Origin of the sequence: Psychromonas marina, assembly GCF_030161115.1 — a bacterium.
GTDB classification, from domain to species: domain Bacteria; phylum Pseudomonadota; class Gammaproteobacteria; order Enterobacterales; family Psychromonadaceae; genus Psychromonas; species Psychromonas marina.
This window is the reverse complement of the sequence record NZ_BSPQ01000005.1, coordinates 203,849-229,169: the sequence shown is the minus strand read 5'-3', so window position 1 is coordinate 229,169 and position 25,321 is coordinate 203,849. Positions and strand designations below refer to the sequence as shown.

General features: G+C 41.2%; 24 protein-coding genes. 9 read left to right on the top strand and 15 right to left on the bottom strand.

Features of this window, described 5'->3' with window-relative positions; all coding sequences use genetic code 11:
• The first annotated feature begins 136 nt into the window (after nt 1-136).
• From QQK09_RS09555 to QQK09_RS09540, 4 genes are all read left to right on the top strand, one after another.
• Nucleotides 137-1,309 carry a patatin-like phospholipase family protein gene (locus QQK09_RS09555; RefSeq protein ID WP_284203904.1) on the top strand — a complete coding sequence of 391 codons (1,173 nt, stop codon included), beginning with the start codon at nt 137-139 and terminating at the stop codon, nt 1,307-1,309.
• A gap of 113 nt (nt 1,310-1,422) precedes the next feature.
• Nucleotides 1,423-2,340, top strand: a complete 918-nt coding sequence (locus QQK09_RS09550; protein WP_284203903.1) for a LysR family transcriptional regulator — start codon at nt 1,423-1,425, stop codon at nt 2,338-2,340.
• Nucleotides 2,341-2,706: 366 nt separating this feature from the next.
• Nucleotides 2,707-3,885: a BamA/TamA family outer membrane protein gene (locus tag QQK09_RS09545; RefSeq protein ID WP_284203902.1), complete on the top strand. Its 1,179-nt coding sequence runs from the start codon at nt 2,707-2,709 to the stop codon at nt 3,883-3,885.
• A gap of 295 nt (nt 3,886-4,180) precedes the next feature.
• Nucleotides 4,181-4,903: a dienelactone hydrolase family protein gene (locus QQK09_RS09540; protein ID WP_284203901.1), complete on the top strand. Its 723-nt coding sequence runs from the start codon at nt 4,181-4,183 to the stop codon at nt 4,901-4,903.
• Between the two features lie 91 nt (nt 4,904-4,994).
• Here QQK09_RS09540 and QQK09_RS09535 read toward each other — a convergent pair whose 3' ends face one another.
• From QQK09_RS09535 to QQK09_RS09525, 3 genes are all read right to left on the bottom strand, one after another.
• Nucleotides 4,995-5,828 carry a mechanosensitive ion channel family protein gene (locus QQK09_RS09535; protein WP_284203900.1) on the bottom strand — a complete coding sequence of 278 codons (834 nt, stop codon included), beginning with the start codon at nt 5,826-5,828 and terminating at the stop codon, nt 4,995-4,997.
• Nucleotides 5,829-6,082: 254 nt separating this feature from the next.
• Nucleotides 6,083-7,453 carry an L-serine ammonia-lyase gene (locus QQK09_RS09530; RefSeq protein ID WP_284203899.1) on the bottom strand — a complete coding sequence of 457 codons (1,371 nt, stop codon included), beginning with the start codon at nt 7,451-7,453 and terminating at the stop codon, nt 6,083-6,085.
• A gap of 354 nt (nt 7,454-7,807) precedes the next feature.
• Nucleotides 7,808-8,737 (bottom strand): LysR family transcriptional regulator, encoded by a 930-nt coding sequence (locus tag QQK09_RS09525; protein ID WP_284203898.1) that lies wholly within the window; start codon nt 8,735-8,737, stop codon nt 7,808-7,810.
• 222 nt (nt 8,738-8,959) lie between these two features.
• On the opposite strand from QQK09_RS09525, the gene QQK09_RS09520 reads away from it, so the two are divergent.
• The 5 genes from QQK09_RS09520 to QQK09_RS09500 all read left to right on the top strand — a co-directional run bounded on the left by QQK09_RS09520 (nt 8,960) and on the right by QQK09_RS09500 (nt 15,205).
• The gene (locus QQK09_RS09520; RefSeq protein WP_284204120.1) at nt 8,960-10,174 is read left to right on the top strand and encodes a glycine C-acetyltransferase; all 1,215 of its coding nucleotides are present in this window, start codon (nt 8,960-8,962) and stop codon (nt 10,172-10,174) included.
• A complete protein-coding gene (gene tdh, locus QQK09_RS09515) occupies nt 10,174-11,205 on the top strand; it encodes an L-threonine 3-dehydrogenase (RefSeq protein ID WP_284203897.1) in 1,032 nt (343 codons plus the stop codon). Before QQK09_RS09520 ends, tdh begins: the two co-directional genes overlap by 1 nt.
• Before the next feature lie 297 nt (nt 11,206-11,502).
• On the top strand, nt 11,503-12,516 hold the full coding sequence (gene arsB, locus QQK09_RS09510) for an ACR3 family arsenite efflux transporter (protein WP_284203896.1): 1,014 nt from the start codon (nt 11,503-11,505) through the stop codon (nt 12,514-12,516).
• Between the two features lie 44 nt (nt 12,517-12,560).
• Nucleotides 12,561-13,052 (top strand): phosphatase domain-containing protein, encoded by a 492-nt coding sequence (locus QQK09_RS09505; RefSeq protein ID WP_284203895.1) that lies wholly within the window; start codon nt 12,561-12,563, stop codon nt 13,050-13,052.
• Nucleotides 13,053-13,336: 284 nt separating this feature from the next.
• Nucleotides 13,337-15,205 (top strand): monovalent cation:proton antiporter-2 (CPA2) family protein, encoded by a 1,869-nt coding sequence (locus QQK09_RS09500; protein WP_284203894.1) that lies wholly within the window; start codon nt 13,337-13,339, stop codon nt 15,203-15,205.
• A 146-nt stretch (nt 15,206-15,351) separates the two neighbouring features.
• On the opposite strand, the gene QQK09_RS09495 is transcribed toward QQK09_RS09500, so the two are convergent.
• The 12 genes from QQK09_RS09495 to urtB all read right to left on the bottom strand — a co-directional run bounded on the left by QQK09_RS09495 (nt 15,352) and on the right by urtB (nt 25,269).
• Nucleotides 15,352-15,531 carry a hypothetical protein gene (locus QQK09_RS09495; protein ID WP_284203893.1) on the bottom strand — a complete coding sequence of 60 codons (180 nt, stop codon included), beginning with the start codon at nt 15,529-15,531 and terminating at the stop codon, nt 15,352-15,354.
• A gap of 55 nt (nt 15,532-15,586) precedes the next feature.
• Nucleotides 15,587-16,198, bottom strand: coding sequence for an urease accessory protein UreG (gene ureG / locus QQK09_RS09490; protein WP_284203892.1), 612 nt, complete (start codon nt 16,196-16,198; stop codon nt 15,587-15,589).
• A gap of 40 nt (nt 16,199-16,238) precedes the next feature.
• Nucleotides 16,239-16,934, bottom strand: coding sequence for an urease accessory protein UreF (locus QQK09_RS09485; protein WP_284203891.1), 696 nt, complete (start codon nt 16,932-16,934; stop codon nt 16,239-16,241).
• On the bottom strand, nt 16,924-17,424 hold the full coding sequence (gene ureE, locus QQK09_RS09480; protein ID WP_284203890.1) for an urease accessory protein UreE: 501 nt from the start codon (nt 17,422-17,424) through the stop codon (nt 16,924-16,926). The genes QQK09_RS09485 and ureE overlap by 11 nt, the downstream gene beginning before the upstream one ends.
• Nucleotides 17,425-17,626: 202 nt before the next feature.
• Nucleotides 17,627-19,330, bottom strand: a complete 1,704-nt coding sequence (gene ureC, locus QQK09_RS09475) for an urease subunit alpha (RefSeq protein ID WP_284203889.1) — start codon at nt 19,328-19,330, stop codon at nt 17,627-17,629.
• Nucleotides 19,331-19,332: 2 nt separating this feature from the next.
• The gene (locus QQK09_RS09470) at nt 19,333-19,662 is read right to left on the bottom strand and encodes an urease subunit beta (protein WP_284203888.1); all 330 of its coding nucleotides are present in this window, start codon (nt 19,660-19,662) and stop codon (nt 19,333-19,335) included.
• 11 nt (nt 19,663-19,673) lie between these two features.
• Nucleotides 19,674-19,976 carry an urease subunit gamma gene (locus QQK09_RS09465; protein ID WP_284203887.1) on the bottom strand — a complete coding sequence of 101 codons (303 nt, stop codon included), beginning with the start codon at nt 19,974-19,976 and terminating at the stop codon, nt 19,674-19,676.
• A 12-nt stretch (nt 19,977-19,988) separates the two neighbouring features.
• Entirely contained in the window at nt 19,989-20,897 is a 909-nt protein-coding gene (locus tag QQK09_RS09460) for an urease accessory protein UreD (RefSeq protein ID WP_284203886.1), read from the bottom strand.
• A gap of 79 nt (nt 20,898-20,976) precedes the next feature.
• The gene (urtE, locus tag QQK09_RS09455; RefSeq protein ID WP_284203885.1) at nt 20,977-21,672 is read right to left on the bottom strand and encodes an urea ABC transporter ATP-binding subunit UrtE; all 696 of its coding nucleotides are present in this window, start codon (nt 21,670-21,672) and stop codon (nt 20,977-20,979) included.
• Between the two features lie 2 nt (nt 21,673-21,674).
• A complete protein-coding gene (gene urtD, locus QQK09_RS09450) occupies nt 21,675-22,484 on the bottom strand; it encodes an urea ABC transporter ATP-binding protein UrtD (protein WP_284203884.1) in 810 nt (269 codons plus the stop codon).
• Nucleotides 22,484-23,647, bottom strand: a complete 1,164-nt coding sequence (gene urtC / locus QQK09_RS09445; RefSeq protein WP_284203883.1) for an urea ABC transporter permease subunit UrtC — start codon at nt 23,645-23,647, stop codon at nt 22,484-22,486. Before urtC ends, urtD begins: the two co-directional genes overlap by 1 nt.
• On the bottom strand, nt 23,647-25,269 hold the full coding sequence (urtB, locus tag QQK09_RS09440; RefSeq protein ID WP_284203882.1) for an urea ABC transporter permease subunit UrtB: 1,623 nt from the start codon (nt 25,267-25,269) through the stop codon (nt 23,647-23,649). The genes urtC and urtB overlap by 1 nt, the downstream gene beginning before the upstream one ends.
• Between the last annotated feature and the right edge of the window lie 52 nt (nt 25,270-25,321).

Genomic DNA, 25,321 nt, shown 5'->3' with positions numbered 1-25,321 from the left:
ATGATCAACATGGTCCTTTGACGTTTTCAAAAAAGAGTTCTTTGGAATGTTCGAGATTAACACTGATACATTAATACCATCATTTTAACAGCAAACTTCACTGTGCACGTTTGGTGAAAAACACAAAGAGATAGCGATGAATAACAAGCAACACTTAATCATACTTTTTACACTGTTTCTAACCGCGTGCAGCAGTACCCATACAATAGAAAAGCGCGTCACCCAGGATAATTATAAAAAGGTATCAATAGCAGCAGAGCCTTTAGATAGTGATGCGGAACCATTTCGATTTTGGCCAGAACAAAAATTTGAATTTTTACTCTCAGAAAAAGATGGCACAACACCACTACGAGTAAGCGGTGAACGATTAAATATTTTAGCGTTATCTGGTGGTGGTGCTAATGGAGCATTTGGTGCAGGCGTCATAAATGGTTTATACGACAGTGGACAACTGGAGCAATACACCATTATAACCGGCATTAGCGCAGGCTCTTTAATTGCGCCTTTTGTCTTTGCTGGCGGTGATAATATTCCACAACTTAAAAGAGTTATGCTGGGTATCAACGATGAGATGGTGCTAGGTAATCGCAATTTTTTAAACGCGCTTATTAAAGATGCATTTACTAGCGGAGAGGAATTATTAGAATTTATTAGTCAGGTTTATACGCCTGAAATGATAGAGCAAATTGCACAACAGCATCAATCTGGCCGACGATTGCTGATTGGTACCACTCACTTCGATTCTGAAGAGTTAGTGATCTGGAACCTTGGACAGATAGCACAAAGTGATCTGCCAAATAAACACAGTTTAATTCACCAAATTCTAGCGGCAAGCTCATCAATCCCTGGCGTATTCCCGCCACAGTTCATCAATGTTAATTACCAAGGAAAACAGTACGAGGAGTTGCATGTCGACGGAGGTATGGCGGCCCAAATGTTTTTCAAACCCAACAATCTGGATTACAGCAAGCTCAATAAAGCCTTAGGTTTATCACAACCACCAAGGGTTGATGTCGTGCGTAACGGCGCATTAAAAGCCCCTTATGAGACGTTACCAGACAAGGGCGTACCACTACTATCAAGAAGTATAAGCGGCATGATTGTGCAACAAACCCGCGGAGATCTATACCGCATGCTCTACTTTAGCGAACTTAACGATTTAGACCTTTCATTTACTTATGTTGATGACTCCTTTGACGGAAAAAAGAAAACGAAACAGATGTTTGAAATAGAATATATGGAACATTTATATCGATTTGGTTACAACAAAGCAGCACAGGGAATGCTGTGGAGTAAAGAAATGCCATAGTATTATCAATGAAAAGATGCAAACCGACGCGCTGCAATTGAACTCTGTTGATGATATGCTATTGATATCTACAAGATAACAACAACTAGATAACAACAAAATGAAGAGAAAATATGCATTTTAGCCTAGAGCAACTTCAAGCCTTCGTGGCAGTTTACGAGCAACTATCCTTTAGTAAAGCAGCGCTTACTTTAAACAAACATCGAACAACGATTGGTCAAGTAATTACCAATTTAGAAGACCAATTAGCAGTCACGCTTTTTGAGCGATTGGGCCGTTCTGTTGCGCCAACTGAAGAGGGTAATTTACTTTTTCATTATGCTAAGCAAGCATTAGAACAAGCTCGTGTATTTGATAATGTAGCATTGAGCTTGTCTTATGGTGTTCTTGAAAGTATCACTTTCGCATATCCAAGTATGGTCCCCCACCAAATTCTTGCAGCGATCCGGATTCAGTTGGCAAAAGACTTTCCAATGATGCGAGTGAATTTTGTAGAGCGTGGCAAAGCAGAAATTAAAGAAGGACTACAGAATGGCGATTTTCACTTTGGTTTAGTCAACATTCACGACAGCACTGCGATACAAAGTCTTTCTACAAGCCTGATTGGCCATATTGAGTTTATTCCCTTTGTGCAAAAAGATAGTGAAATAGCGAAGTTACCAAGCGATAAGAGGCTGATAGCCTTTCGCACCACGAGACAATTTGTTCTTAAATCCCTTGTTGATGAGGGAATGAAAGATAAAGTACTCGTGTCAGCAAAACATGAAGAGATAGATGAACTTGCGGTGATCATCAAATTTGTACAAAAAGGACTAGGCTGGGCATTATTGCCAAAACTACTTTCTGAATCAGAATATAGCACCAATAATATTGAGTCTGTCTATTGCGATGAGATGAAAGAGGGCTTTAAATTCCCTATCTCTTTATGGTCTCAACATTCAAAACAGACACTTACAATAAGAAAGTCGATTATAGTCGCGGTGGATGAATATGTTAAAGATATTAAACAACAGCTTTCGGAAGTCACCTAAAATAGCAACGAAGATAATAAATTAATACAATAAAAATAGGCCAAGTCGTGAGCAGGGGCACTTAGATAGCAGAACGCCGTAAAGGAAAAAATACGCCATAAATCCTGCAACCATGTTCGCAATAAATTGAATACCGATTACATTAATTATGTGATCTGAATTTTGCGCAGGAAAAACAGCTTAATTCAAGGCGTAAGTTGACGTAAATGGTTGTTCCCTTTGCGAAATTTACAACGAAGAAGTAAGTTATTTTAACCAGTAAAATAGATCAGCTATTTACTGTAATCGGTATAAGTAGCAAGGATAATCATCTTTTTAGCTCCTTTGATATAAGATGATTAGCTTTTCATTATCAAAGGTTAAACAATGAAAAAAAATAAATTTTTATATTCCACCATCTTATTGCAATCGCTCTTTATTCAGCAGAGTCATGCCTCATTTTTTGACCCCATTGATGGGCAGTTCGACATTGGCCAACATCTTGCCGAAAATGCCTATGGTTTTTTACCCATCCCCATTCTTATTACTGAACCCGCTGTTGGATATGGCGGTGGGGTAATGGGATTATTTTTGCATGAAAGCCAAGAAGATAAAGATAAGCGTAAAGCATTAGCTGAAACCTCGCTCGACGGCGGTGCACAATTGATGCCGGCTGCCATTACATTAGCAGGCGCGGCCGGCACTGCAAACGGCACTTGGTTTGCTTTTGCGGGGCACCAACACTCATGGTTAAAAGATTCTATTCGCTATATCGGTGGCGGTGGTGTTGGTAAAGCCAATTTAGATATCTATTATGATTTTTCCTCTGGTAAAACATTAAAATTCAATACCGAAACAGAGGGGATTTTCGGCTTTCAAAAATTACAATTTAGAATTGCACAAACCCCGTTGATGCTTGGCATGAAACAAATTATAGCAAAATCCTCTGTAAGTTCAGACAGCGAGATAGTTGATGGCTTTTTAAAACTCTTTCTCGGTGAAGACTCTTTCACCTCTGGTTTAGGGGTGACTGCGGTCTACGATACCCGCAACAATATCTTTTTCCCTACCAACGGCTATAGCGTTGGCGCAGAATATATGATTTATGACGACGCAATTGGCAGTGATTGGAACTATCATAATTTCGATCTTAGTGGTGAGGGTTATATTCCATTAGCGGAAAAGTGGATATTAGCTTTTGCAGGTAATTACCAATATTTCAGTAGCGATGAAACCTTTTTACCGCCTACCGTGCGCCCTTATGTAGACCTTCGAGGCGTCCCATCTTATCGTTATCAAGGTGATGAAGTTGCAGCTATTCAATCACAAATAACCTATAAAATAACTCCCCGCTGGTTAGTTTCCGCTTTCTACGGAAAGGGGTTTACGACAACATCCAGAGAAAATGATTTAATCCAACTCGATGATGTAACCGATTCTATTGATGCTTACGGTGTTGGCTTTCGCTACCAAATAGCACGTCGTTATGGGTTATATTTAGGCGCTGATATCGCATCGAGTGGTGATGACAATGCGCTCTATTTTAATGTGGGTAGTGGATTTTAATAAACAGCTATCAACATATCAAAGGCCATTCATTGCAAAATCAAATCTGCTCTTCAAATAAGAGTAGATTTGATTTTATGGAACATACACCTAAAACAGACAAGCTCACTCCTACCAAGCAACAAACAACGATCAAATAGCAATAAGCGTCTATGATATGTTTTTACCCTGATAAATGATCTTTATCTGATGGATAACGTAATGACTATATATCAGGCAGTTCGGTCAACATTAAGAAGAATATAACACAATACTGCTAAACAAAATTTCACACAACTAAATGGAGTTACTAGCAATGAAAGCACTAGCATTAGCGTTATTAATTAGTTTACCCGTTGCAGCACAACAGGTTACTTATCAAGTAGATGGCCAAGATTACCAAGGTTATTTTGCCAAAGCCCAAGGCACAGCAAAAGGTAGCGTGCTGTTGATTCATGACTGGGATGGATTAACAGACTACGAAGTAAAACGTGCCGATATGCTTGCAGAACAGGGTTATAACACCTTTGCTGCAGACCTCTACGGTAAGGGTAACCGCCCTATTGAAACCCAAGCTAAAAAAGAGGAAACCAGTAAGTTATACAAAGATCGTGAAAAGATGCGTCGTCTGATTTTAGCAGGTATTAATGAGTCTAAAAAACTAAGCCAAGATGAGATGGTCGTAATGGGTTACTGCTTTGGTGGTGCGGCGGTACTAGAGCTTGCTCGTTCAGGAGAAGCGGCTGATGTAAAAGGTTATGCTACGTTTCATGGTGGTCTAGCTACACCAGAGGGACAAAATTATAATAAATTAACCGCGCCTATTTTTGTCGCTCACGGCGGAGCAGATAGTGCAATACCACTCACACAGGTAGCTGATCTAGGGGTGCAACTTGAAGCTGTTAAAGCGAACTACGAGATTCAGATCTATTCAGGTGCACCACACGCCTTTACAGTAATGGGCTCACCGCGTTACCAAGAAGTCGCAGATAAAAAATCGTGGAATACCTTTATGGGGTTTCTTGAACAGAATTTATAGCTGATTATTTTAGAGGTATGGCGTTTAGCATTAGTTGAGTGGCATATTAATTAAATCAGAGACAGGCTTTACCTGTCTCTGATTTTTTTTACTATTTAATTAAATGTATATCGCGTTGTGGGAACGGAATACTGATAGCATTCTTGTCCAGTGCCTTTTTAATCTCTTCATTAACACTAAAATAAACATCCCAATAATCTTGTGGTAAACAATGTGGTCTTACAGCAAAATTGACAGAACTATCGGCCATCTCTAATACACCAACAAAAGGTGCAGGATCTTGCATTACTTTATCATGCTTAACAAGCACATCCATCAATACCGATTTTACTGTATCAATATCAGAGTCATAGGAAACGCCTGCAGTAAGGTCGACACGTATTTTTCCTTCCACCGTATAATTCACAATTGAACCATTAGATGTTGCACCATTAGGCAAAATAATTTGCTTAGATTGTGGTGCGATTAAAATAGTATTAAAGATTTGCACTTCTTTAACGACACCTAAATGTCCTTGAGACTCAATTAAATCGCCTACTTTGTATGGCTTAAACATCATCAATAAAACACCACCCGCGAAGTTAGCTAAACTCCCCTGTAATGCTAAACCAACCGCTAAACCAGCAGCACCTAAAACAGCAACAAACGACGTTGTTGCAATGCCTATCATTGACGCGACAGAGATAAATAATAGCGCTTTAAGAATCCAAGAGACTAGGCTACCCATAAATGGAATCAATGTTGGATCCGCTTTAGATCGCTGCATCGATAGCTTAACAACCTTGGTTATGCCGCCAATGATCCAGAGGCCTATCAGTAAAGTAACAATCGCTAACATTAATTTTGGCGCATACTCTATCCCTAACTCATATGCTTTGGTTGATAATGTTTCAAGTTGGTCTGTAGAAAAATCTAAGCTTTCCATGTAATTCCCTTTTTTTGAATATAGATGATTGAATTCTAGGGTAGTTTTAAAAAAATTCAATCAATATAAATTCAATCGCTATGAAACATCACCTAAAAAGCAGATGGCACAAGGAAAAAGTTAACCACGAAGCCGCCGTACTACAACAAGAATACAAAGAAACCCTAAATTATAGTTTTGCTTTTCTTTGTATTAGTGCGAAACATGCTCAGTGTTCTTCGTGATAAATGCTTTTTTGAAAACGCTTAAGCTAGCTATTCACAAGGTGGTGCAAGATGAATAATCGCAAGGCCACCGAGTGAGGTTTCGCGATACTTCTTATTCATATCTTTACCTGTTTGATACATGGTGGCAATCACTCTATCTAATGATATCAGAGACTTACTAGTACGCTTAAGCGCCATACGCGAGGCATTAATCGCTTTCATCGCGCCCATCGCATTACGCTCAATACAAGGTACTTGTACTAATCCACCAATCGGATCACAGGTCATGCCTAACGAATGCTCCATCGCGATTTCAGCCGCAATACATATTTGCTCGTTACTACCACCACGCAGTGATGTTAGCCCCGCCGCCGCCATGGATGAAGAAACGCCAATTTCGCCTTGGCAACCCACTTCAGCACCAGAGATAGACGCGTTCACTTTATAGAGCATACCAATCGCGCCAGATACCGCTAAAAAGTCTCGCAGTTGCTTAGTATCTAATGGTCGAATAAAGCGATGGTAATACATCAGTACCGCAGGAATAACACCAGCGGCACCATTAGTCGGGGAGGTCACTACTTGTCCACCAGCAGCATTCTCTTCACTCACCGAAAATGCAAAAAGGTTTACCCAGTCCATGATCTCCATCGGATCATTTTCAAGACTACCATTCGCCTCCAGTTTTTTAAGTAGCGCAGGCGCACGACGTGTTACATTTAATCCACCATCCAGAATACCTTCGGTTTCAAAACCTCGATCCATACAACTAGACATCACCTGCCAGATCTTGTCAGCTTTTGCAGATAGCTCATCCTTGCTGCGATACGCCATCTCATTTTGCTGAATTAACGCCCCTAAACTTAAGCCATTCACCTCTGCCATCTCAAGCAGCTGCTCAGCACTTTTGAATGGGAAATCTAAAACAACTTTTTTAACTTTACTACCATGCTCTAATTCATCTGCGGTCACGATAAAGCCACCACCAATAGAGTAGTAAGTTTCCATCGCTAGACGCTTACCTTGGGCATCAAAGGCGGAAATAGACATACCATTTTCGTGTAACGGCAACTCCTGTTGATGAAAAAGCATATCGCGTTTACTCTCAAAATTAATATTGCGCACGCCAGCCAGTGGTAAACGTTTCTCTTCAATACTTTTAGCGATTAACTTATTCGCTTCAACAATATTAATATCGTCCGGTTTATTACCCAACAAACCAAGAAGAGACGCCCTGTCGGTATGGTGACCAATGCCGGTTAATGATAAAGATCCATAAAGATCTATTTGAATCCTATCCACATCCTTTAGACAGTCTTTGATCAGTTGTGTGAAATTAAACCCCGCGATCATTGGCCCATTGGTATGAGAACTTGAGGGACCAACGCCAATTTTGTAGATATCAAAGATGGACAGCATAATAATTACCTAAGTAGGAGAGAAAAGTAAGTCACCACAATAAATGTTGTGTGGTTCAGTTGAGCGAGCAAAGAAGTGTTTTAGTGTTGAATAAATATAATCTATTATGCTGAATTAGCATTAATAAAAATGGCTTGTAGCAACCTGAATATGTAACTGGTCGTAAAATGCGTAGTAAAATTGCATAGAAAAGCTGCATATAAAAATTCATTTGTAACAAGACATCAATTGCAGTTAACTAGTAATTCTAATTACAAAATTGAGAACGAAGTTAGAAAAGAATTTAACAAGCAATAATAGTCAGTTATTTAGTTAGATTGATATTATATTAACGTCATTAATTTAATGGTCAAATTATTCGTCGCCAACTAAACGATTACTTAACCTCGAGATCGCATAATCGATAAACACACGTAACCGAGCTGGCATATATTTGGTCTGAGCAAATTGCATTGCAATCGCGCCATGATAATTACTTTTAATCGTCCAATCCTCAAGCACCGGCATCACTTCATTAGCTTGCAGTGCTTGCTGAATAACAAAATCATGAAAAATGCCAATCCCCAACCCATCTTTTACCGCCTTAAGACGCATCTGTGAGTGATTAACTGCATAACGCCCAGTAACCGCAACCGTATGAAACTGATCATCCTTCAAAAAGTCCCAAATATTATCTTTTGGTGTTTCTGCAAGATACAGACAATCATGGCCCACTAACTCGGTAGGATGCTGTGGTAATCCATGATTAGCAAGGTATTCAGGACTCGCACAAAGTACCAAGTTAGTTTTTCCTATCTCTTTTAATACCAAGTTCTCATCTGGTTTATCGGTGAGTTTAAACGCGACATCAATACCATGCTTAAACAGATCTATCTCACCATCAATCACACGTAACTTGAGTTGAATCTCAGGATAAGCATCCAAAAAAGGGATCACCAATGGCGCTAATACCGAGTTCAAAAAAGCTTCTGGTGCGGCAACCGTTAATGCACCCGATGGTGCTAAGTGATCTGAAGTTGAGACCTCAACCGCTTGCTCGGCAGCATTGAGCATAATCACCGCTTGGTCATACACCTTCTTACCCGTTTGAGTGATGATTAACTTACGTGTGGTTCTCTCAATAAGTTTAACCGACAACGCTTTTTCTAGGCGCGTAATCAACTTGCTTAACGCGGAGGGAGTCACTCCTAGTTTCTTTGAGGCAGCTGTAAAACTACCTTCATTAATCACAGAGATAAAAGAAGCAAGATCTGGCAGTAAAGCGATCAGTTTTGATGGGGTCATGATGAATCCAGATGATTAACAAAGAAGAGCGACAACTGACAGTATTATAGCCTCACAACCTTATTGGTGCCTCAAATTCATTAATGTTTTTCCACCTAGCAGGATAATGCTATCTATTAATATCAACTAAACTACAAGGCATAAACTGAGCGTAAAAAGATCTTATCTGTGCGCAATGATCGGTGTTAGTAAACCGACAATAATAATTAAAAAAGGAACTGAATCATGTCTAATGCATTCTATCAACAAATTCAAAATCAAATAGAAGAAGTAAAAGCCGAAGGCCTTTACAAATCTGAACGTATTATTACATCAGCGCAAAAAGCGGCAGTTTCTATCTCAACCGGTCAGGAAGTTCTTAACTTCTGTGCAAACAACTACTTAGGGCTTGCTAACCACCCGGCACTTATCGAAGCAGCAAAATCAGGCATGGATGAGCATGGCTTTGGTATGGCTTCAGTGCGTTTCATCTGTGGTACACAGGACTCACATAAAGAACTAGAGCAAAAACTATCAACCTTTTTAGGTCAAGAAGATACCATTCTTTATACTTCATGTTTTGACGCGAATACCGGCCTTTTTGAAACCATTCTTGGTAAAGAAGATGCAATTATCTCTGATGCATTAAACCACGCTTCAATCATTGATGGCGTGCGTCTTTGTAAAGCGATGCGTTTTCGTTACGCAAACAACAATATGCAAGAGTTAGAAGCACAATTAATTGCCGCAAAAGAAGCCGGTGCACGTAATACACTAATCGTAACTGATGGTGTGTTCTCAATGGATGGTGTGGTTGCAAACCTTCCTGCTATTTGTGACCTTGCAGATAAGTACGGTGCACTAGTGATGATTGATGATTCTCACGCGGTAGGTTTCATGGGTGAAAACGGTGCAGGAACACATGAGTTCCATAACGTAATGGATCGTATTGATATTATTACCGGTACATTAGGTAAAGCAATGGGTGGCGCTTCAGGCGGTTACACAGCGGGTAAAAAAGAGGTGATCGATTGGTTACGTCAACGTTCTCGTCCGTACCTATTCTCTAACTCTGTTGCACCTGCAATCGTATCAGCTTCAATTCGAGTATTAGATTTATTAGCAGAGTCAGGCAACCTACGCACGCAACTTTGGGAAAATTCTGCGCACTTCCGTACACGTATGGAAGGCGCAGGTTTCACCATGGGTGGCGCGGATCACGCGATCATTCCAATCATGCTAGGTGATGCAAAAGTAGCGGCAGAGTTTGCTGAACGTGCGCTTGAAAAAGGCATCTACGTTGTTGGTTTCTCTTTCCCTGTAGTACCAAAAGGTAAAGCGCGTATCCGTACACAAATGTCAGCAGCACATACTCGTGAACAGCTAGATACCGCTATCGATGCCTTTATCGAAGTCGGCAAAGAGATGGGCTTATTAAACAGCGAGAAAATTAAGTAATGAAGATCAAAGCACTTTCTAAACTAAAACCAGAAGTTGGCATCTGGATGACCGAAGTTGATAAACCTGAAATGGGTTGCAACGACTTACTTATCCGCATCAAGAAAACAGCTATCTGTGGTACCGATGTACATATCTACAACTGGGACGAATGGTCGCAAAAAACCATTCCTGTACCTATGGTAGTGGGTCATGAATACGTAGGTGAAGTGGTTGGTATTGGCCAGGAAGTTCGTGGTTTTGAAATCGGCGATCGTGTTTCTGGTGAAGGACATATTACCTGTGGTCACTGTCGTAACTGTCGTGGCGGTCGTACCCACCTTTGTCGTAACACGACGGGTGTTGGTGTAAATCGTACTGGTGCATTCTCGGAATTCTTAGTCATTCCTGCATTTAATGCCTTTAAAATTCCAGCTGAAATCAGTGATGATGTTGCTGCTATTTTTGACCCCTTTGGTAACGCGGTACACACTGCGCTATCATTTGATTTAGTGGGTGAAGATGTCCTAATTACTGGTGCAGGTCCGATTGGTATTATGGCTGCTGCCGTTGCTAAACACGCAGGCGCACGCCACGTTGTCATTACAGACGTAAACGAATACCGTTTAGACCTTGCGAAGAAAATGGGTGTGACACGCGCTGTTAACGTAATGAGCGAAAAGCTTGAAGATGTGATGAGCGAACTTGGCATGACTGAAGGTTTTGACGTTGGTTTAGAGATGTCAGGTAACCCATCGGCATTTAACAGCATGCTCACTAACATGAACCACGGCGGTAAAATTTCACTGCTAGGTATTCCTCCATCAGATATGGCGGTTGATTGGAACCAAGTTATCTTTAAAGGTTTGGTGATCAAAGGTATCTACGGACGTGAGATGTTTGAAACCTGGTACAAAATGGCAAGTTTGATTCAATCTGGCTTAGACCTAACACCAATTATTACTCACCACTACAAGATCGATGACTTCCAAGCAGGTTTCGACATGATGCGCTCAGGTATGTCAGGTAAAGTAATTTTAGATTGGGAATAGCCCTTATTTAGGTTATTCGTTACAGATAAAAAGGCTGAACAACATTGTTTAGCCTTTTTTTTAGTGTTCACTTCCCCCCCTCTCTAAGTCTGACATTCTAGGATTAATTAAAATACAGATAGCTAAGGGCGCCATGATGCTCACAACAAAAACGATTACCCTATTGCAAAAATATTCATCTTATTAATATTGCATCTCTAACAAAGCAAATATACACTTAAACATATATATGAATATTCACATGTTAATTTTTATAGAGCCAACTCAATATAAATTCACCTAAAGTAAGGAAGACAAATGGGCATATTTGAACGCTATCTATCTGTTTGGGTAGCGATAAGCATCGTAACTGGCGTACTGCTCGGTTTATGGCAACCAGCCATATTTGCACAGATAGCAACCTTTGAAATTGCACATGTGAATGTTGTTATTGCCGCTTTCATTTGGGTGATGATCTTTCCGATAATGCTACAAATTGATTTTTCATCAATTCAAGATGTCGGTAAAAACCCTAAAGGATTAGCCTTAACCGTAGTCATCAATTGGTTAATTAAACCTTTTACCATGGCAGCCTTGGGTTGGTTATTCTTTCGTGTTTTCTTTGTCGATTTAGTTGACCCAGCAACGGCGCAAGAATATATAGCCGGTATGATTTTACTTGGTGTTGCACCTTGTACCGCAATGGTTTTTGTATGGTCACAACTCACTAAAGGGGATCCTAATTATACCCTCGTACAGGTATCAGTTAACGATGTGATTATGATTTTCGCCTTTGCACCTATTAGCGCTTTTTTATTGGGAGTAAGCGATATTGTTGTGCCATGGGAAACATTATTACTCTCCGTGCTGCTATACGTATTACTGCCATTAGTTGCCGCTGTTTTTACACGTAAAATACTCAATAATAAAAATGAAATAGGTTTGTCACAATTACTCGCTAAACTGAAACCATGGTCAATGGTAGGGTTATTAGCAACGGTCATTTTACTGTTTGGCTTTCAGGCTGAAACAATTATTGCCGATCCTAAAACCATTGGTTTAATTGCGATTCCACTGATGATTCAGACCTACGCTATTTTTATTATCGCTTACCTAGCCGCTAAAAAAATGAAATTAGCACATAACATCGCAGGCCCAGCAAGTTTAATCGGCACCTCAAACTTTTTTGAACTCGCCGTTGCCGTCGCTATTTCGCTGTTTGGTTTACACTCTGGTGCAGCCCTAGCCACCGTTGTTGGCGTATTGGTTGAAGTACCGGTGATGCTGTCATTGGTTGCTTTTGTTAACCGCACTCAGCATTGGTTTAAATAAATTTACCCCTGTTATATAAATAATAAGAAGAGATTAATCATAAAATGAAAACACATCCTTACGATATTTTAGCTTTAGCAAATGGTGCACAGCTTATTTTTACCCCTTGTCCAGGCACTAAAGATGCTTCACTAGAATCATCACTAACAACACTAAAAGAAGTTGGTACAAACATGTTACTGACATTAATGTTTGATGAAGAGATGGCACAAAATAACGCACAACAATTGCCACAAGCCTGTAAAGATCAGGATATCAAATGGATCCAGTTACCTATCTCAGACGATAAAGCACCCAATTCTGAGTTCGAAACACCATGGCAACAGCATCAAACGGCAATCCTTGAAGTACTGAATAACAAAGGAACAATTGCGGTACATTGTAAAGGTGGCTCAGGACGAACAGGACTTGTGATTGGTTTAGTGTTATTGGCTTATGGCTGGCCTGCAGATAAGATAATTGCAGAGGTTCAGAAATTACGTCCTAAAGCATTAAAATACCCATTACAATTAGATTATTTCAATCGTTATTTATAATGTTTGTTTTGAAAAGCATTAACGGTGACGTTTTGTAACCACAATAAACTTGTATAACGACAGTGGCACCCTCGCCCGCGCATATAACTAACAGCTACTTTTTTCAGCGTAAATACTCCCATTTACGCTGTTATTCCCATTTAAAAACTATCCTCTATTTATCAATTACATCCATAGGTTATGCTTTATCTATTGAGTAACTGCCTCTATGATTGTTACAACATTAATAAAATAGATAATTCTAATACCAACCTAACTTAGTCGATATAAAAACAGGGAAGAACATGCTTGAGATTGCAGTAATTTATTTGGCAGCGGCCATTATTTCCGTACCTATCGCCAAGCGAGTAGGATTAGGATCGGTACTTGGTTATCTACTCGCAGGTATCCTGATTGGGCCCTATGCGTTAGCCATGGTGGGCGATCAAACCGACGTCATGCATTTTGCCGAATTTGGTGTGGTGATGATGTTATTTCTTGTCGGACTTGAGCTGCAACCCTCACGCCTATGGAAGCTAAGGCACTCTATCGTTGGTCTGGGCGGACTACAAGTGACATTAACCACCCTGCTCTTTTATATTATTGCTCATTATGCGTTACAACTGAGATGGGAAGCCGCCTTAGCTATCGGACTAATGCTCGCCCTCTCCTCCACCGCTATTGTTTTACAAACCCTCACTGAAAAGGGTTGGATAAAGCAGGATGCAGGGCAAAATGCATTCTCAGTATTACTGTTTCAAGATATCGCAGTTATCCCAATCTTAGCGCTATTACCTCTGCTCGCGTTTAGTGATGCACAATCACTGACCTCTGAGCATCACAACTTGATTGAAGATTTTTCAATGGCGGTACAAGTGCTTATCTCGGTGATGGTAATTGTCGCGATTGTATTAGCAGGGAAATATATCTCTAGCCCACTGTTTCGATTTATTGCCGAAACCCGCTTACGCGAACTGTTTACTATCTCTGCGCTATTTCTGGTGATTGCCATTGCACTCGTAATGCAAAAAATTGGCTTATCACCTGCGTTAGGTACTTTTTTAGCAGGGGTGGTATTAGCAGAGAGTGAGTTTAGACATGAGTTAGAAGTGGATATAGAGCCCTTTAAGGGATTGTTATTAGGTCTTTTTTTTATCACCGTTGGCGCATCAATCGATTTCCCATTGTTAACGGAAAAACTTGCTTTGGTGATCATGTTGGTAGCTATTCTGATCGCTGTAAAAGCGCTAGTGCTGTATTTACTGGCACTTATCTTCAAGATAAAAGGCAAACAGAAACTGCTATTTACCCTCGCTTTAGCGCAAGGGGGAGAATTTGCATTTGTACTATTATCACTGACCTCTTCATTACAAATACTCACGCCAGAGCAAAATAAACTCACCACGTTAGTGGTTACCATCTCGATGTTGCTTGCACCGTTATTGCTTATCATTTATGAAAAATCACTCAATGCAGAAAAGCAAACCAACAAAGCGTTTGACCAAGTTGAAGATCTAGAAGCAACCAAGAGCGTTATTATTGCTGGTTACGGCCGCTTTGGGCAAATTATTGGTCGCTTACTCAGCGCACAGGGTTATCACTTGTCGATTCTTGACCACAGCCCGAGCCAGATAGAGATGTTACGCCGCTTTGGCAATAAAGTGTTTTATGGTGATGCCGCTAGCCGAGATTTACTCGCCGCAGCCGGGGCAAATGAAGCACAACTATTGGTTATTGCCGTCGATGAACCAGATAAAATTTTAGAGATTGCTGCAATTGCGAAAAAGCATTATCCGCAAATAAAAATTGTGGCACGCGCCGTGGATCGCCGCCATGCTTATGAACTATTAAATGCAGGTATCACCACCTTTAAACGCGAGCTTTTCGACTCATCGCTTAACTTAGGCGTCGAGGCATTAACCTTACTTGGTAATAGCCGCGCAGATGCAGAACGAGCAGGAAGACTGTTTACTAAGCATGATGATGAATCCCTACATGAATTAGCAGAATTATGGGGAGACGATCATAGCTACGGCATCGCTGTTAAACAACGCGTCGATGATTTACAACAGGTATTGAGCAAGGATAGAGAGGAGCAAAAAAGATTAAATACGTGTAAAGGGGGTGATTGCGGGCCGAGTGAAACTGATAAGGTAGGCATTAAAAACACTTAAAAGCCCTGCGTACCAAACAAGTAAGTTACGCACTTCAACAGCAAGCTCAACCTTTCAGGTGAGCTTGCTGTTCTATTTTACGATTAAGATATATATAACAAGAGCCTGCGTCCAGTTCTCTGAACTACTTATACCTAAGCAATATGTTATTTTTGTTTTCTTTTCGCTTTAAAGTAACTCACTGCTTTCACTACAACAACGCCACATAATATCCAAAAAATAGCGTGGTAAATTGAGTGCATTGCATCACTAGACATCAGATGAGGGTGATGTGCAAAAGCCTGTGAAGAGAGTAATAAAGCAAAAATAAGGGTAAAAAATTTCATAGTATTTCCTAGTAATAGTTATTAATTTTTAGTGGCTAGCGAGAAGCAAAAACGCTTACTTCAACATGCCCTGTGTTTCGATGAATTCGATGATCTCTGCTAAACCTTGCTGTGTTTTCATATTACTAAATACAAAAGGTTTGTCGCCACGCATCTTCTTCGCATCTCTGTCCATTACATCTAATGAAGCGCCAACTAAGTCTGCAACATCGATTTTGTTGATGATCAACAGGTCAGATTTAGTAATACCTGGGCCGCCTTTACGTGGAATTTTATCACCCGCAGAAACATCGATAACATACAAAGTTAAGTCAGATAGCTCTGGGCTGAAGGTTGCACTGAGGTTATCACCGCCACTCTCAACCAATACAAAATCAAGATCTGGATGACGTTCATGTAACTCATCAATCGCAGCAAGGTTCATTGATGCATCTTCACGAATCGCAGTATGCGGACAACCACCTGTTTCAACACCCATAATACGATCTGCACTCAATGCATCGTTACGCGTTAAAAACTGCGCATCTTCATAGGTGTAGATATCGTTTGTCACGACAGCCATCGAATACTTATCGCGTAGCGCTAAACATAATTGGCTTAATAATGCGGTTTTACCTGAACCGACTGGACCACCTACACCGATACGTAATAACTGTTTCTTTCTCATGTTTTTCTCTCATTTTTTCTGTAATAGAATAATTTAGTTTTTAGGATCTAAATAAACGTGTGTACTGAGTCTCATGCCAAGCGCTTGCCATCGCAAGTCGTGGCAGACTCGCGCCGATATCTGCAGTTTCTATACTGTTTGCTATTTGAATGGCCGAGCTTACTTTTTCACTTAACTCAAACAATAGATTTTGCGCTTGGGTTTGCCCTAATGGCACCAACTTGGTCGCAGCAGCGACTTGATTATCAAGGTAGGTCCAACAGTAACCACTTTGCGCAGAGACTAAATCGAGTTTGCAGAGGTAAGCAGCAACTGCAAAAACAGCGACAAAGCTGACCTCCTGCTTAGCAAATAACGGATGATAAGGCGTACTATCAACACTATCGAGATTCTTCAAAAGGCGAACGAACGCTTTCCCCATCGCAACATCTGCAAGGCGTAGCTCGCTACTTTCTCGGCAAGCGATCAATAACTCGCTGTAGCGCTTAAAGCGCTCAAAATCATTATCTTGTAGCGCTTGATAAAGACGCTTTATCAGCGCTAAATCGGTACGCGCAATCGACTCATTTAAGTTCAGTTCGATCCAATCAAATGTGCTTTTTTGACAACTAACCCACTCCATCTCGATCGCATATTCCAACCCCTGCGAAAATGAAAATCCGCCCACGGGTAAGTTAGCACTGCATAGTTGCAGTAAGCGATTAAGCTTGGTTGGATCAGCGCTATTAATGTGCATGGCCATTACCGTGGCTATGCCCGTGACTTTCATCATGTGAATGGCTATGACTGTGTCCACCTGCACGTTTAGCGTAAGCCCCATTTTCAGGTTCAAAGACCGCAGGGGTTTTATCAATCGTTAAGCCGTACTTTTCAGCGAGCTCTTCTAACACATGGTCTGGCTTAAAACGTACCCACAACTCGCCCACTTGCAGCGTGGTGTGGCGATTGCCCAGGTGGTAACAAACTTTACTAAACGTTAGCCAGTCAGTGCCAATCGCCGTTGAAACGTCTTCTGCTTGGCCTTTCACTTCAATTAATAAACCACATTCTGTTTTTAATATTTCACCAACCAATAACGGGTGACCACGTTCAACGAAGATGCCGATATCCGCACCTTTATCGGTGATCCCTTTAATACGTGATTTTTTACGCGTATCTTGATCTAAGGTGATCGAATCACTTATTTCATCATGGGTATGATCCAGTCTTTCAAAAGCTTTTAACATTGTTTATCTGTTTCCTATTTTCTTGTTTTTATTCTTTATTCTTTATTCTTTATTTTTAAGGTTCACAAAACATCTACTTTTTTACACAGTAGGAGGGCTTTAGGCAAAGCCGTCAAACTTTTATTTTATGAGCATATGTTCCATATGTGATTAAAATAAAAGTGCAGACAATGCCGACTAAAGTTCTCCTACGCAGTAAAAATTAGAACAGGGTGTAACGCTGTGCCAACGGCAACTCTGTTGCAGGCTCACAAGTCAGTAATTCACCATTTGCACGTACTTCATAGGTTTGTGGATCCACTTCAATCTTTGGCATCCAATCATTATGAATCATGTCTTTTTTACCGATATTACGGGTGTTTTTACACACACCAACCATGCGTGTCATGCCCACAATTTCAGGTACATTTTTATCAATGGCAGCTTGCGATAGAAAGGTCATTGAGGTCTTTGCCGCAGCACTACCAAATGAACCAAACATCGGACGATAATAAACAGGCTGTGGTGTTGGGATTGATGCATTGGCATCACCCATTGGCGCAGCTGCAATAAAGCCAGATTTCATGATCATCGCAGGCTTAATGCCAAAGAACGCCGGTTTCCATAATACTAAATCGGCTAATTTACCTACTTCAATCGAGCCAACTTCATGGCTAACCCCGTGACTGATTGCAGGGTTAATCGTGTATTTAGCGATATAACGTTTAATACGGAAATTGTCATTACGTTCAGTATCTGGTGCTAACGGTCCACGTTGTTGTTTCATTTTGTGTGCTGTCTGCCAGGTACGAGTGATCATCTCACCAACACGCCCCATCGCTTGTGAATCAGAGGAAATCATACTGATTGCGCCTAAGTCATGCATGATATCTTCTGCTGCGATACTCTCTTTACGAATACGCGAATCAGCAAAGGCAACATCTTCTGGAATAGATGGATTTAGATGATGGCATACCATCAACATATCTAAATGCTCATCAATAGTATTAACCGTATAGGGTCTTGTTGGGTTTGTTGAAGAGGGTAAAACATTGGGCTCGCCACAGGCACGAATAATATCTGGAGAGTGACCACCACCCGCACCTTCAGTGTGGTAGGTATGAATGGTACGGCCTTTAAATGCGCCTAATGTATCTTCTAAAAAGCCCGATTCATTCAGCGTATCTGTATGAATCGCAACTTGTACATCGTAGCGCTCAGCAACCGATAAACAGTTATCAATAGCTGCAGGTGTTGTACCCCAATCTTCATGCAGTTTTAAACCACACACTCCCGCTTCAATTTGCTCTTCAATGGCTTGCGGTAAACTCACGTTACCTTTTCCTAAAAAGCCAAAATTCATCGCAAAATCGTTGGTTGCTTGCAACATTTTATGAATATTCCAAGGTCCCGGTGTACAGGTCGTGGCTTTAGTCCCTGTTGCAGGACCTGTACCGCCACCAATCATAGTAGTAACACCTGACATTTGTGCTTCTTCAACCTGCTGTGGGCAGATAAAATGGATATGTGCGTCTATGCCACCAGCGGTTAATATTTGACCTTCACCGGCAATCACTTCAGTACCCGCCCCGATCTCAATATCGATATTATCTTGAATGTCTGGGTTACCTGCTTTACCAATAATCGCAATACGTCCGTCTTTAATACCAACGTCGGCTTTAACAATGCCCCAATGGTCAACAATCAATGCGTTAGTAATCACCACATCGACGGTTTCCAAACAAGAGGCTTGGCTCTGCCCCATGCCATCACGAATCACTTTACCGCCGCCAAAGGTGACCTCTTCACCATACTCAGTGAAATCTTTTTCAACTTCTAACCATAAGTCGGTATCTGCTAAACGAACACGATCCCCTACCGTTGGTCCAAACATATGTGCGTAAGAATGCTTATCAATCGTTGCCATGGTTATTTATCTCCCTCTGTATTACCTACAAGATCACCTTGAATATCACCACGAAAACCGAATACACGGCGCTTACCGCGATAGGGAATAAGGGTAACTTGTCGTTGTTGTCCTGGTTCAAAACGAACCGCGGTACTTGAGGTAATATCTAAACGATAACCCTTGGTGATTTCGCGATCAAAGATCAACGCACTGTTAACTTCGTAAAAGTGATAATGCGAGCCAACTTGAATGGGTCTGTCGCCAGAGTTTGCAACCGTGACTGTTAATTGTTCACGACCTACATTGAGTTCTCGATTACCGCTATCGGTTTTTATTTCACCTGGAATCATTATTTACTCCATTAAATAATTGGGTTATGCACTGTCACTAGTTTTGTACCATCAACAAATGTTGCTTCAACTTGCACATCAGAGATCATCTCTGCAATGCCATCCATTACCTGATCACGGGTTAATAATGTTCGACCATAATCCATCATCTCGGCAACGCTTTTACCATCTCGCGCGCCTTCAATAATCTCCATTGAGATATACGCCATCGCTTCTGGATAATTAAGTTTTAAGCCACGATTTAGACGGCGTTCAGCCAATAATGCTGCAGTAAAAATCAGTAACTTGTCTTTTTCTCTTGGTAATAAATCCATAATGATCTCTTTTTATGTATGCCAAATTCGAGGTTGTAACGCGGCTTTATCAACCAGTAACGGGCGTAATATTTCCCATAGGCTAATAAACAATTGTTTACACTGCTGTGCGTGCGCACCTAAATAACGGATAACTAATAATCCATCAATATCGGTGATGCTGATATTTGTCTGCGCACCTTGCTCAGTGATCTTGTCACGCATCAGATCCAGCAGATCTTTACGCTGATACTGATCCGTGAGTATTGCAGACGCATAAGCTAAAAAGGTAGCAAAGACGCTGTTATTAGCTAAGCCAGCGGGGTGAGTTAATAAGCTATTCTCAGGGGATAATGCGATGCGATCATGGTAGATAAGTTTACCGTCGCAAAATAGACGGTTTAACTGACAGTATTTACCCTCAATAAAGGGTTGGTCAGAATCGGGTAAACCTAAACAAGTGATATCCCAACCTAAATAAACGCTGCTTGAAGTCAGTTCGATATCAACGGTATTAAAACCATCTGCGCCTTCATAAACAATGGTTTCTTGCGGAAAGTTTTCACACTTTGCATCCGCTTCAAGAATCAGTTTGGTAATTTGTGCTTGCTTAGCATCACCAATCTCTAAGTTAGTACGCGCACGATAGAAACGCCCTGCACCGGGCGTCGTAAACAGAAGATGCGCATTGTTTTTTATATTGACACTGATACGCAGTTCGTCGCCAGACACAATGCCAGCAGGTGGATGTAATAGATAGATATGCGCGCAGTCGCGCCCTTCGGGATAAAACGCTTTTTGTACGGAAAGCGGGCCTTTACGCTGGGTACGTGTTAGCTGTGTACCCACGGGGGTATCACTAAATTCAAGCATTAAATGCGCAAACCAGTGATTTTTCACTGGCTTATTAAGTACTGCTCTCGGAGCTTCTGTTGTTATCATTTTTTCCCTAAAATTACGTAACTACATGATTACGCGATAACCTGTCAATGCTATGGACTTCGCCATTAAAGTGACAGCGTTATACGGCGAGATATTTACTCACTAACTCATCGTCTAGTTCGCTCATCTCGCCCGAGGCAATCACCTGCCCCTTTTCCATTAAGTGGAAATTCTCCCCTACAGCGCGTGCAAAAGGTAATTTCTGCTCTACCAAGATAATGGTCATGCCATTTTCTTTGTTTAGTTTTAATAATACATCACGTATTAGTTGCACAATGTTAGGTTGAATCCCTTCATTGGGCTCATCTAATATCAATATATCAGGATTGAGCACTAACGCACGCCCAATTGCTAACTGTTGTTGCTGCCCACCCGATAAATCACCACCACGACGATGTAACATCTCTTTCAACACAGGAAAAAGTTTAAATATATGATTCGGAATGGTTTTACTCGTTTGTCTTTTACAATTTAAACTGATTTTTAGGTTTTCTTCAACCGTCAATTGCGGAAATATATGACGCCCCTGTGGTACATAACCAACACCAATCTCAGGGCGTTTTTCAACGCTGCCCTTACTCATATCCAAATCATTAATCATAAGACTGCCGGAGCTGATCGGTAACAGCCCCATGATGGTTTTTAACAGTGTTGTTTTGCCCACACCGTTACGGCCCATAATACAGGTACGTGATCCTTTTTTAATTTTCAGGTCAAGATCCCATAGGATCTGCGTGCCACCATACTTTTGATTTACAGCTGTTAATTCGATCATGGTTACGCTTGCTCCTCGCCTAAATAAACTTCACGAACATCTTTGTTCTCTTGAATCTCATCCATCGACCCTTCCGCTAATACCGAGCCTTGATGTAATACCGTTACCTTACGCGCAATAGAGCGAACAAAAGCCATATCATGTTCAACCACTACCACAGAATGCTTTCCTGCTAAGGAGGTTAATAACTCCGCTGTACGCTCTGTTTCTTGCGCAGTCATACCAGCAACGGGTTCATCCACTAACAACATACGCGGCTCTGCTGCTAATAACATACCAATCTCTAACCACTGCTTTTGACCATGAGACAAACGACCCGCAGGGTAATGCTGCTCAGCCGTTAAACCGATGGTGGTGAGTACTTCATCGATCTTATCTTTTTGTTCGCCACTCAATTTATGAAAAAGCGCGTTCCAAATACCTTTGTCACCAGCAAGGCTCAATTCAAGGTTTTCAAATACACTCAGTGCTTCAAATACAGTTGGTTTTTGAAACTTACGGCCAATACCTGCACGGGCGATCTCTGATTCATCAAGTTGCAATAGATCAATTTGCTGACCAAAACTAACTTTGCCCGTATCAGGACGCGTTTTACCGGTAATAACATCCATTAAGGTCGTTTTACCCGCACCATTAGCGCCAATTAGACAGCGTAATTCACCATCGCCAATATATAAATTAAGATCGTTCAGGGCTTTAAAACCATCAAAACTAACGCTGACATCCTCAACGTATAGGATCATCCCATGTTTAGTATCTGGGCTATCGCTTTTTAAGGTAGAAAGCGGCGAACCATGTTTATCTACTATCATTATTTGTTCTCCGCAGTAGTTGCTTGTAACGCAGGATCTTCAGACTGTTTGGCTTTACTTGGTGGATCGACTTTATCCATTAAGTTTGACACTAAACCTGCTAATCCTTTTGGTAATAACAGTGTCACTAATACAAACAAACCACCTAGGCCAAATAACCAAGCTTCTGGCATAATCGCGGTAAAACGTGTTTTCGCGTAACTCACGACCACCGCGCCAACCAATGCACCGTATAAGGTGCCACGACCACCAATTGCAACCCAAATGACAATCTCAATAGAGTTTAAAGGAGAGAATTCTCCGGGATTAATAATACCCACTTGCGGTACATATAACGCACCCGCAACACCTGCAAGCATTGCCGATACGACGAAGATCCACACTTTATAATGTTGCGGTTTGTATCCTACAAAACGGACACGATCTTCTGCATCACGAATCGCAGTGACTACACGTCCCATTTTTGAGTTAACAATAAAGTGGCTAATCGCATAACCGATGGCGAGTGCCACTGCGGTTGCGATAAATAGCGCTAGTTTGGTATTTGGTGACTGTAGTGAGAAACCAAAGATCTCTTTAAAGTCAGTTAAACCATTGTTACCACCAAAGCCCATCTCGTTTCGGAAAAACGAAAGTAACAGCGCATAGGTCATCGCTTGGGTCATAATCGATAGATATACACCACTCACACGTGAGCGGAACGCCAAGCTACCAAAGATGTAAGCCAATAAACCAGGGCCTGCAAATACCAAGAGGATCATCACAAAGGCGTTATCGGATCCCGCCCAATACCAAGGCAGTTCAGTCCAGTTCAGGAACACCATAAAGTCAGGCAATTCAGGGTTACCATACACGCCACGATCTCCGATCTGACGCATCAGATACATGCCCATTGCGTAGCCACCTAGTGCAAAGAATGCACCGTGACCGAGACTCAAAATGCCACAGTATCCCCACACCAGATCAACCGCTAAAGCGAGCAACGCATAACATAGGTATTTGCCTAACAGGCTCACTGTGTAATCACTCACGTGAAGTAATGAGCCTTCTGGAAACACTAAATTACATAGCGTCACATAAAATGTTGAGATAAACAGAATAGCGATCACAAAGTGCAAGCTACTCATCTTTTTAACCATCGGTGAATTAAGTAAATGTTTCATTAGTCTGCTGATCTCCCTTTCTGCGGAAATAGTCCCTTAGGTCGTTTTTGGATAAACAATACAAGTCCTACCAAGACGATAATATTTGATAATACCGGCCCCATCGATGGTTCTAGGAATTTGTTAAATGTGCCCATGGTCATTGCTGCCACTAAGGTTCCCCATAGGTTACCCACACCACCAAATACCACTACCAAGAATGAATCGATAATATAAGCTTGCCCGAGGTTTGGACCCACATTGGTTAATTGACTCAATGCAACACCCGCAATACCAGCAATACCTGAACCTAAACCAAAGGTGATCGCATCAACCCATGAGCTTTTAATACTCAGTGCTCTTGCCATATCACGGTTTTGCGAAACAGCACGCACATGCAATCCTAATGAAGATTTTTTAAGGATCATCAACAGTGAAAAGAACACCATCAATGCAAATAAAATAATGTATAAACGGTTATAAGTAAGCGATAACATCGGATTAATCTCAAGTGACCCGGTCATCCACTGTGGTGCTTGTACTTGACGGTTAAGTGGTGAGAAAACGCTTCTTACTAACTGTTGTAAAATCAGGCTGATACCAAATGTTGCTAACAATGTTTCTAATGGGCGGCCTTTCAAGAATCGAATCACGCCGCGCTCAATCAATACACCAACAAAACCAGACACTAAAAAGGCAGCAGGTACCGCCATCAACAGTGAATACTCAATTAAATTGGGGAACATTTGTTGAATAACGTAGGTGGTATAAGCACCGAGCATCATCATCTCGCCGTGTGCCATATTAATCACGCCCATCACACCAAAGGTGATAGCAAGACCAATCGCAGCAAGCAGTAATACCGAACCTAAACTTAAACCAAAAAATAGATTTTCAACCAAGCCATAAACCGTTGCTTGTTGCTCGATATCATCAATTGATTGACTTAATACCGCTCTTAATTCTTCGTTTTCTGGTTGTTCAGGTAACAGGTCTAGTTGTTTCACTAATTCGTTTTTAACCTTCGACTCTAACCGACCTGAAAGCTGTTGAGCAGCCGATAACTTCTCCGCTGTTGAACCCGTGTCTAATTGATCAATTAATAAAATAACTAACATCAACTCACGCACCTGCTCATCTTGCTCACCTTTAATAAGGTTGGTGACAGAGGTAATACCGGTTTGATTAGGGTTTTGTAATAGCTGTTTAACAGCCTCAAGGCGCACTGTTTTATCTTGATGAGTGAGATCTAAGTTAGCTAACAGATCACGAATCTGTCCGCGCAGGCGATTATTGGTACGCACTTTCTTAATCGCAGATTTTGCAACAGCAGGCAAGACTTCAGCAGTTAATACATCGGTTAATTGATACTGATTTTGCTCATTTTTGTGTGCGGCAACCACTTGCTTATTTGATTTTAGGTAATATAGATCACCTGTCATTAGAGGTTGAAGAATATCTTGCACTTGGGGAGTTGATGTCGCAGCAATTGCTTTAATCAGCGGCGCCATCTTATTTAATTTAGTGGATGGTAATTGCTCAACAAGGGCTACCAGAGCTGAATTATCTTGCGTTTCACTTACAGCGGCTGAGGCGTTGAATGAGATGACACAGAAAAATAACAGGGAGAATAGACGCAACATTAGCTGTTCCTTAATATTTATTCATTCGTTTTCATAAAAAATGGGAGGTGAA

What these genes read in the sequence shown, in the direction of transcription:
- QQK09_RS09555 (WP_284203904.1), top strand. Translation starts at nt 137, where the DNA reads ATGAATAACAAGCAACACTTAATCATACTTTTTACACTGTTTCTAACC.
- QQK09_RS09550 (WP_284203903.1), top strand. Translation starts at nt 1,423, where the DNA reads ATGCATTTTAGCCTAGAGCAACTTCAAGCCTTCGTGGCAGTTTACGAG.
- QQK09_RS09545 (WP_284203902.1), top strand. Translation starts at nt 2,707, where the DNA reads ATGAAAAAAAATAAATTTTTATATTCCACCATCTTATTGCAATCGCTC.
- QQK09_RS09540 (WP_284203901.1), top strand. Translation starts at nt 4,181, where the DNA reads ATGAAAGCACTAGCATTAGCGTTATTAATTAGTTTACCCGTTGCAGCA.
- QQK09_RS09535 (WP_284203900.1), bottom strand. Translation starts at nt 5,828, where the DNA reads ATGGAAAGCTTAGATTTTTCTACAGACCAACTTGAAACATTATCAACC.
- QQK09_RS09530 (WP_284203899.1), bottom strand. Translation starts at nt 7,453, where the DNA reads ATGCTGTCCATCTTTGATATCTACAAAATTGGCGTTGGTCCCTCAAGT.
- QQK09_RS09525 (WP_284203898.1), bottom strand. Translation starts at nt 8,737, where the DNA reads ATGACCCCATCAAAACTGATCGCTTTACTGCCAGATCTTGCTTCTTTT.
- tdh (WP_284203897.1), top strand. Translation starts at nt 10,174, where the DNA reads ATGAAGATCAAAGCACTTTCTAAACTAAAACCAGAAGTTGGCATCTGG.
- arsB (WP_284203896.1), top strand. Translation starts at nt 11,503, where the DNA reads ATGGGCATATTTGAACGCTATCTATCTGTTTGGGTAGCGATAAGCATC.
- QQK09_RS09505 (WP_284203895.1), top strand. Translation starts at nt 12,561, where the DNA reads ATGAAAACACATCCTTACGATATTTTAGCTTTAGCAAATGGTGCACAG.
- QQK09_RS09500 (WP_284203894.1), top strand. Translation starts at nt 13,337, where the DNA reads ATGCTTGAGATTGCAGTAATTTATTTGGCAGCGGCCATTATTTCCGTA.
- QQK09_RS09495 (WP_284203893.1), bottom strand. Translation starts at nt 15,531, where the DNA reads ATGAAATTTTTTACCCTTATTTTTGCTTTATTACTCTCTTCACAGGCT.
- ureG (WP_284203892.1), bottom strand. Translation starts at nt 16,198, where the DNA reads ATGAGAAAGAAACAGTTATTACGTATCGGTGTAGGTGGTCCAGTCGGT.
- QQK09_RS09485 (WP_284203891.1), bottom strand. Translation starts at nt 16,934, where the DNA reads ATGCACATTAATAGCGCTGATCCAACCAAGCTTAATCGCTTACTGCAA.
- ureE (WP_284203890.1), bottom strand. Translation starts at nt 17,424, where the DNA reads ATGTTAAAAGCTTTTGAAAGACTGGATCATACCCATGATGAAATAAGT.
- ureC (WP_284203889.1), bottom strand. Translation starts at nt 19,330, where the DNA reads ATGGCAACGATTGATAAGCATTCTTACGCACATATGTTTGGACCAACG.
- QQK09_RS09470 (WP_284203888.1), bottom strand. Translation starts at nt 19,662, where the DNA reads ATGATTCCAGGTGAAATAAAAACCGATAGCGGTAATCGAGAACTCAAT.
- QQK09_RS09465 (WP_284203887.1), bottom strand. Translation starts at nt 19,976, where the DNA reads ATGGATTTATTACCAAGAGAAAAAGACAAGTTACTGATTTTTACTGCA.
- QQK09_RS09460 (WP_284203886.1), bottom strand. Translation starts at nt 20,897, where the DNA reads ATGATAACAACAGAAGCTCCGAGAGCAGTACTTAATAAGCCAGTGAAA.
- urtE (WP_284203885.1), bottom strand. Translation starts at nt 21,672, where the DNA reads ATGATCGAATTAACAGCTGTAAATCAAAAGTATGGTGGCACGCAGATC.
- urtD (WP_284203884.1), bottom strand. Translation starts at nt 22,484, where the DNA reads ATGATAGTAGATAAACATGGTTCGCCGCTTTCTACCTTAAAAAGCGAT.
- urtC (WP_284203883.1), bottom strand. Translation starts at nt 23,647, where the DNA reads ATGAAACATTTACTTAATTCACCGATGGTTAAAAAGATGAGTAGCTTG.
- urtB (WP_284203882.1), bottom strand. Translation starts at nt 25,269, where the DNA reads ATGTTGCGTCTATTCTCCCTGTTATTTTTCTGTGTCATCTCATTCAAC.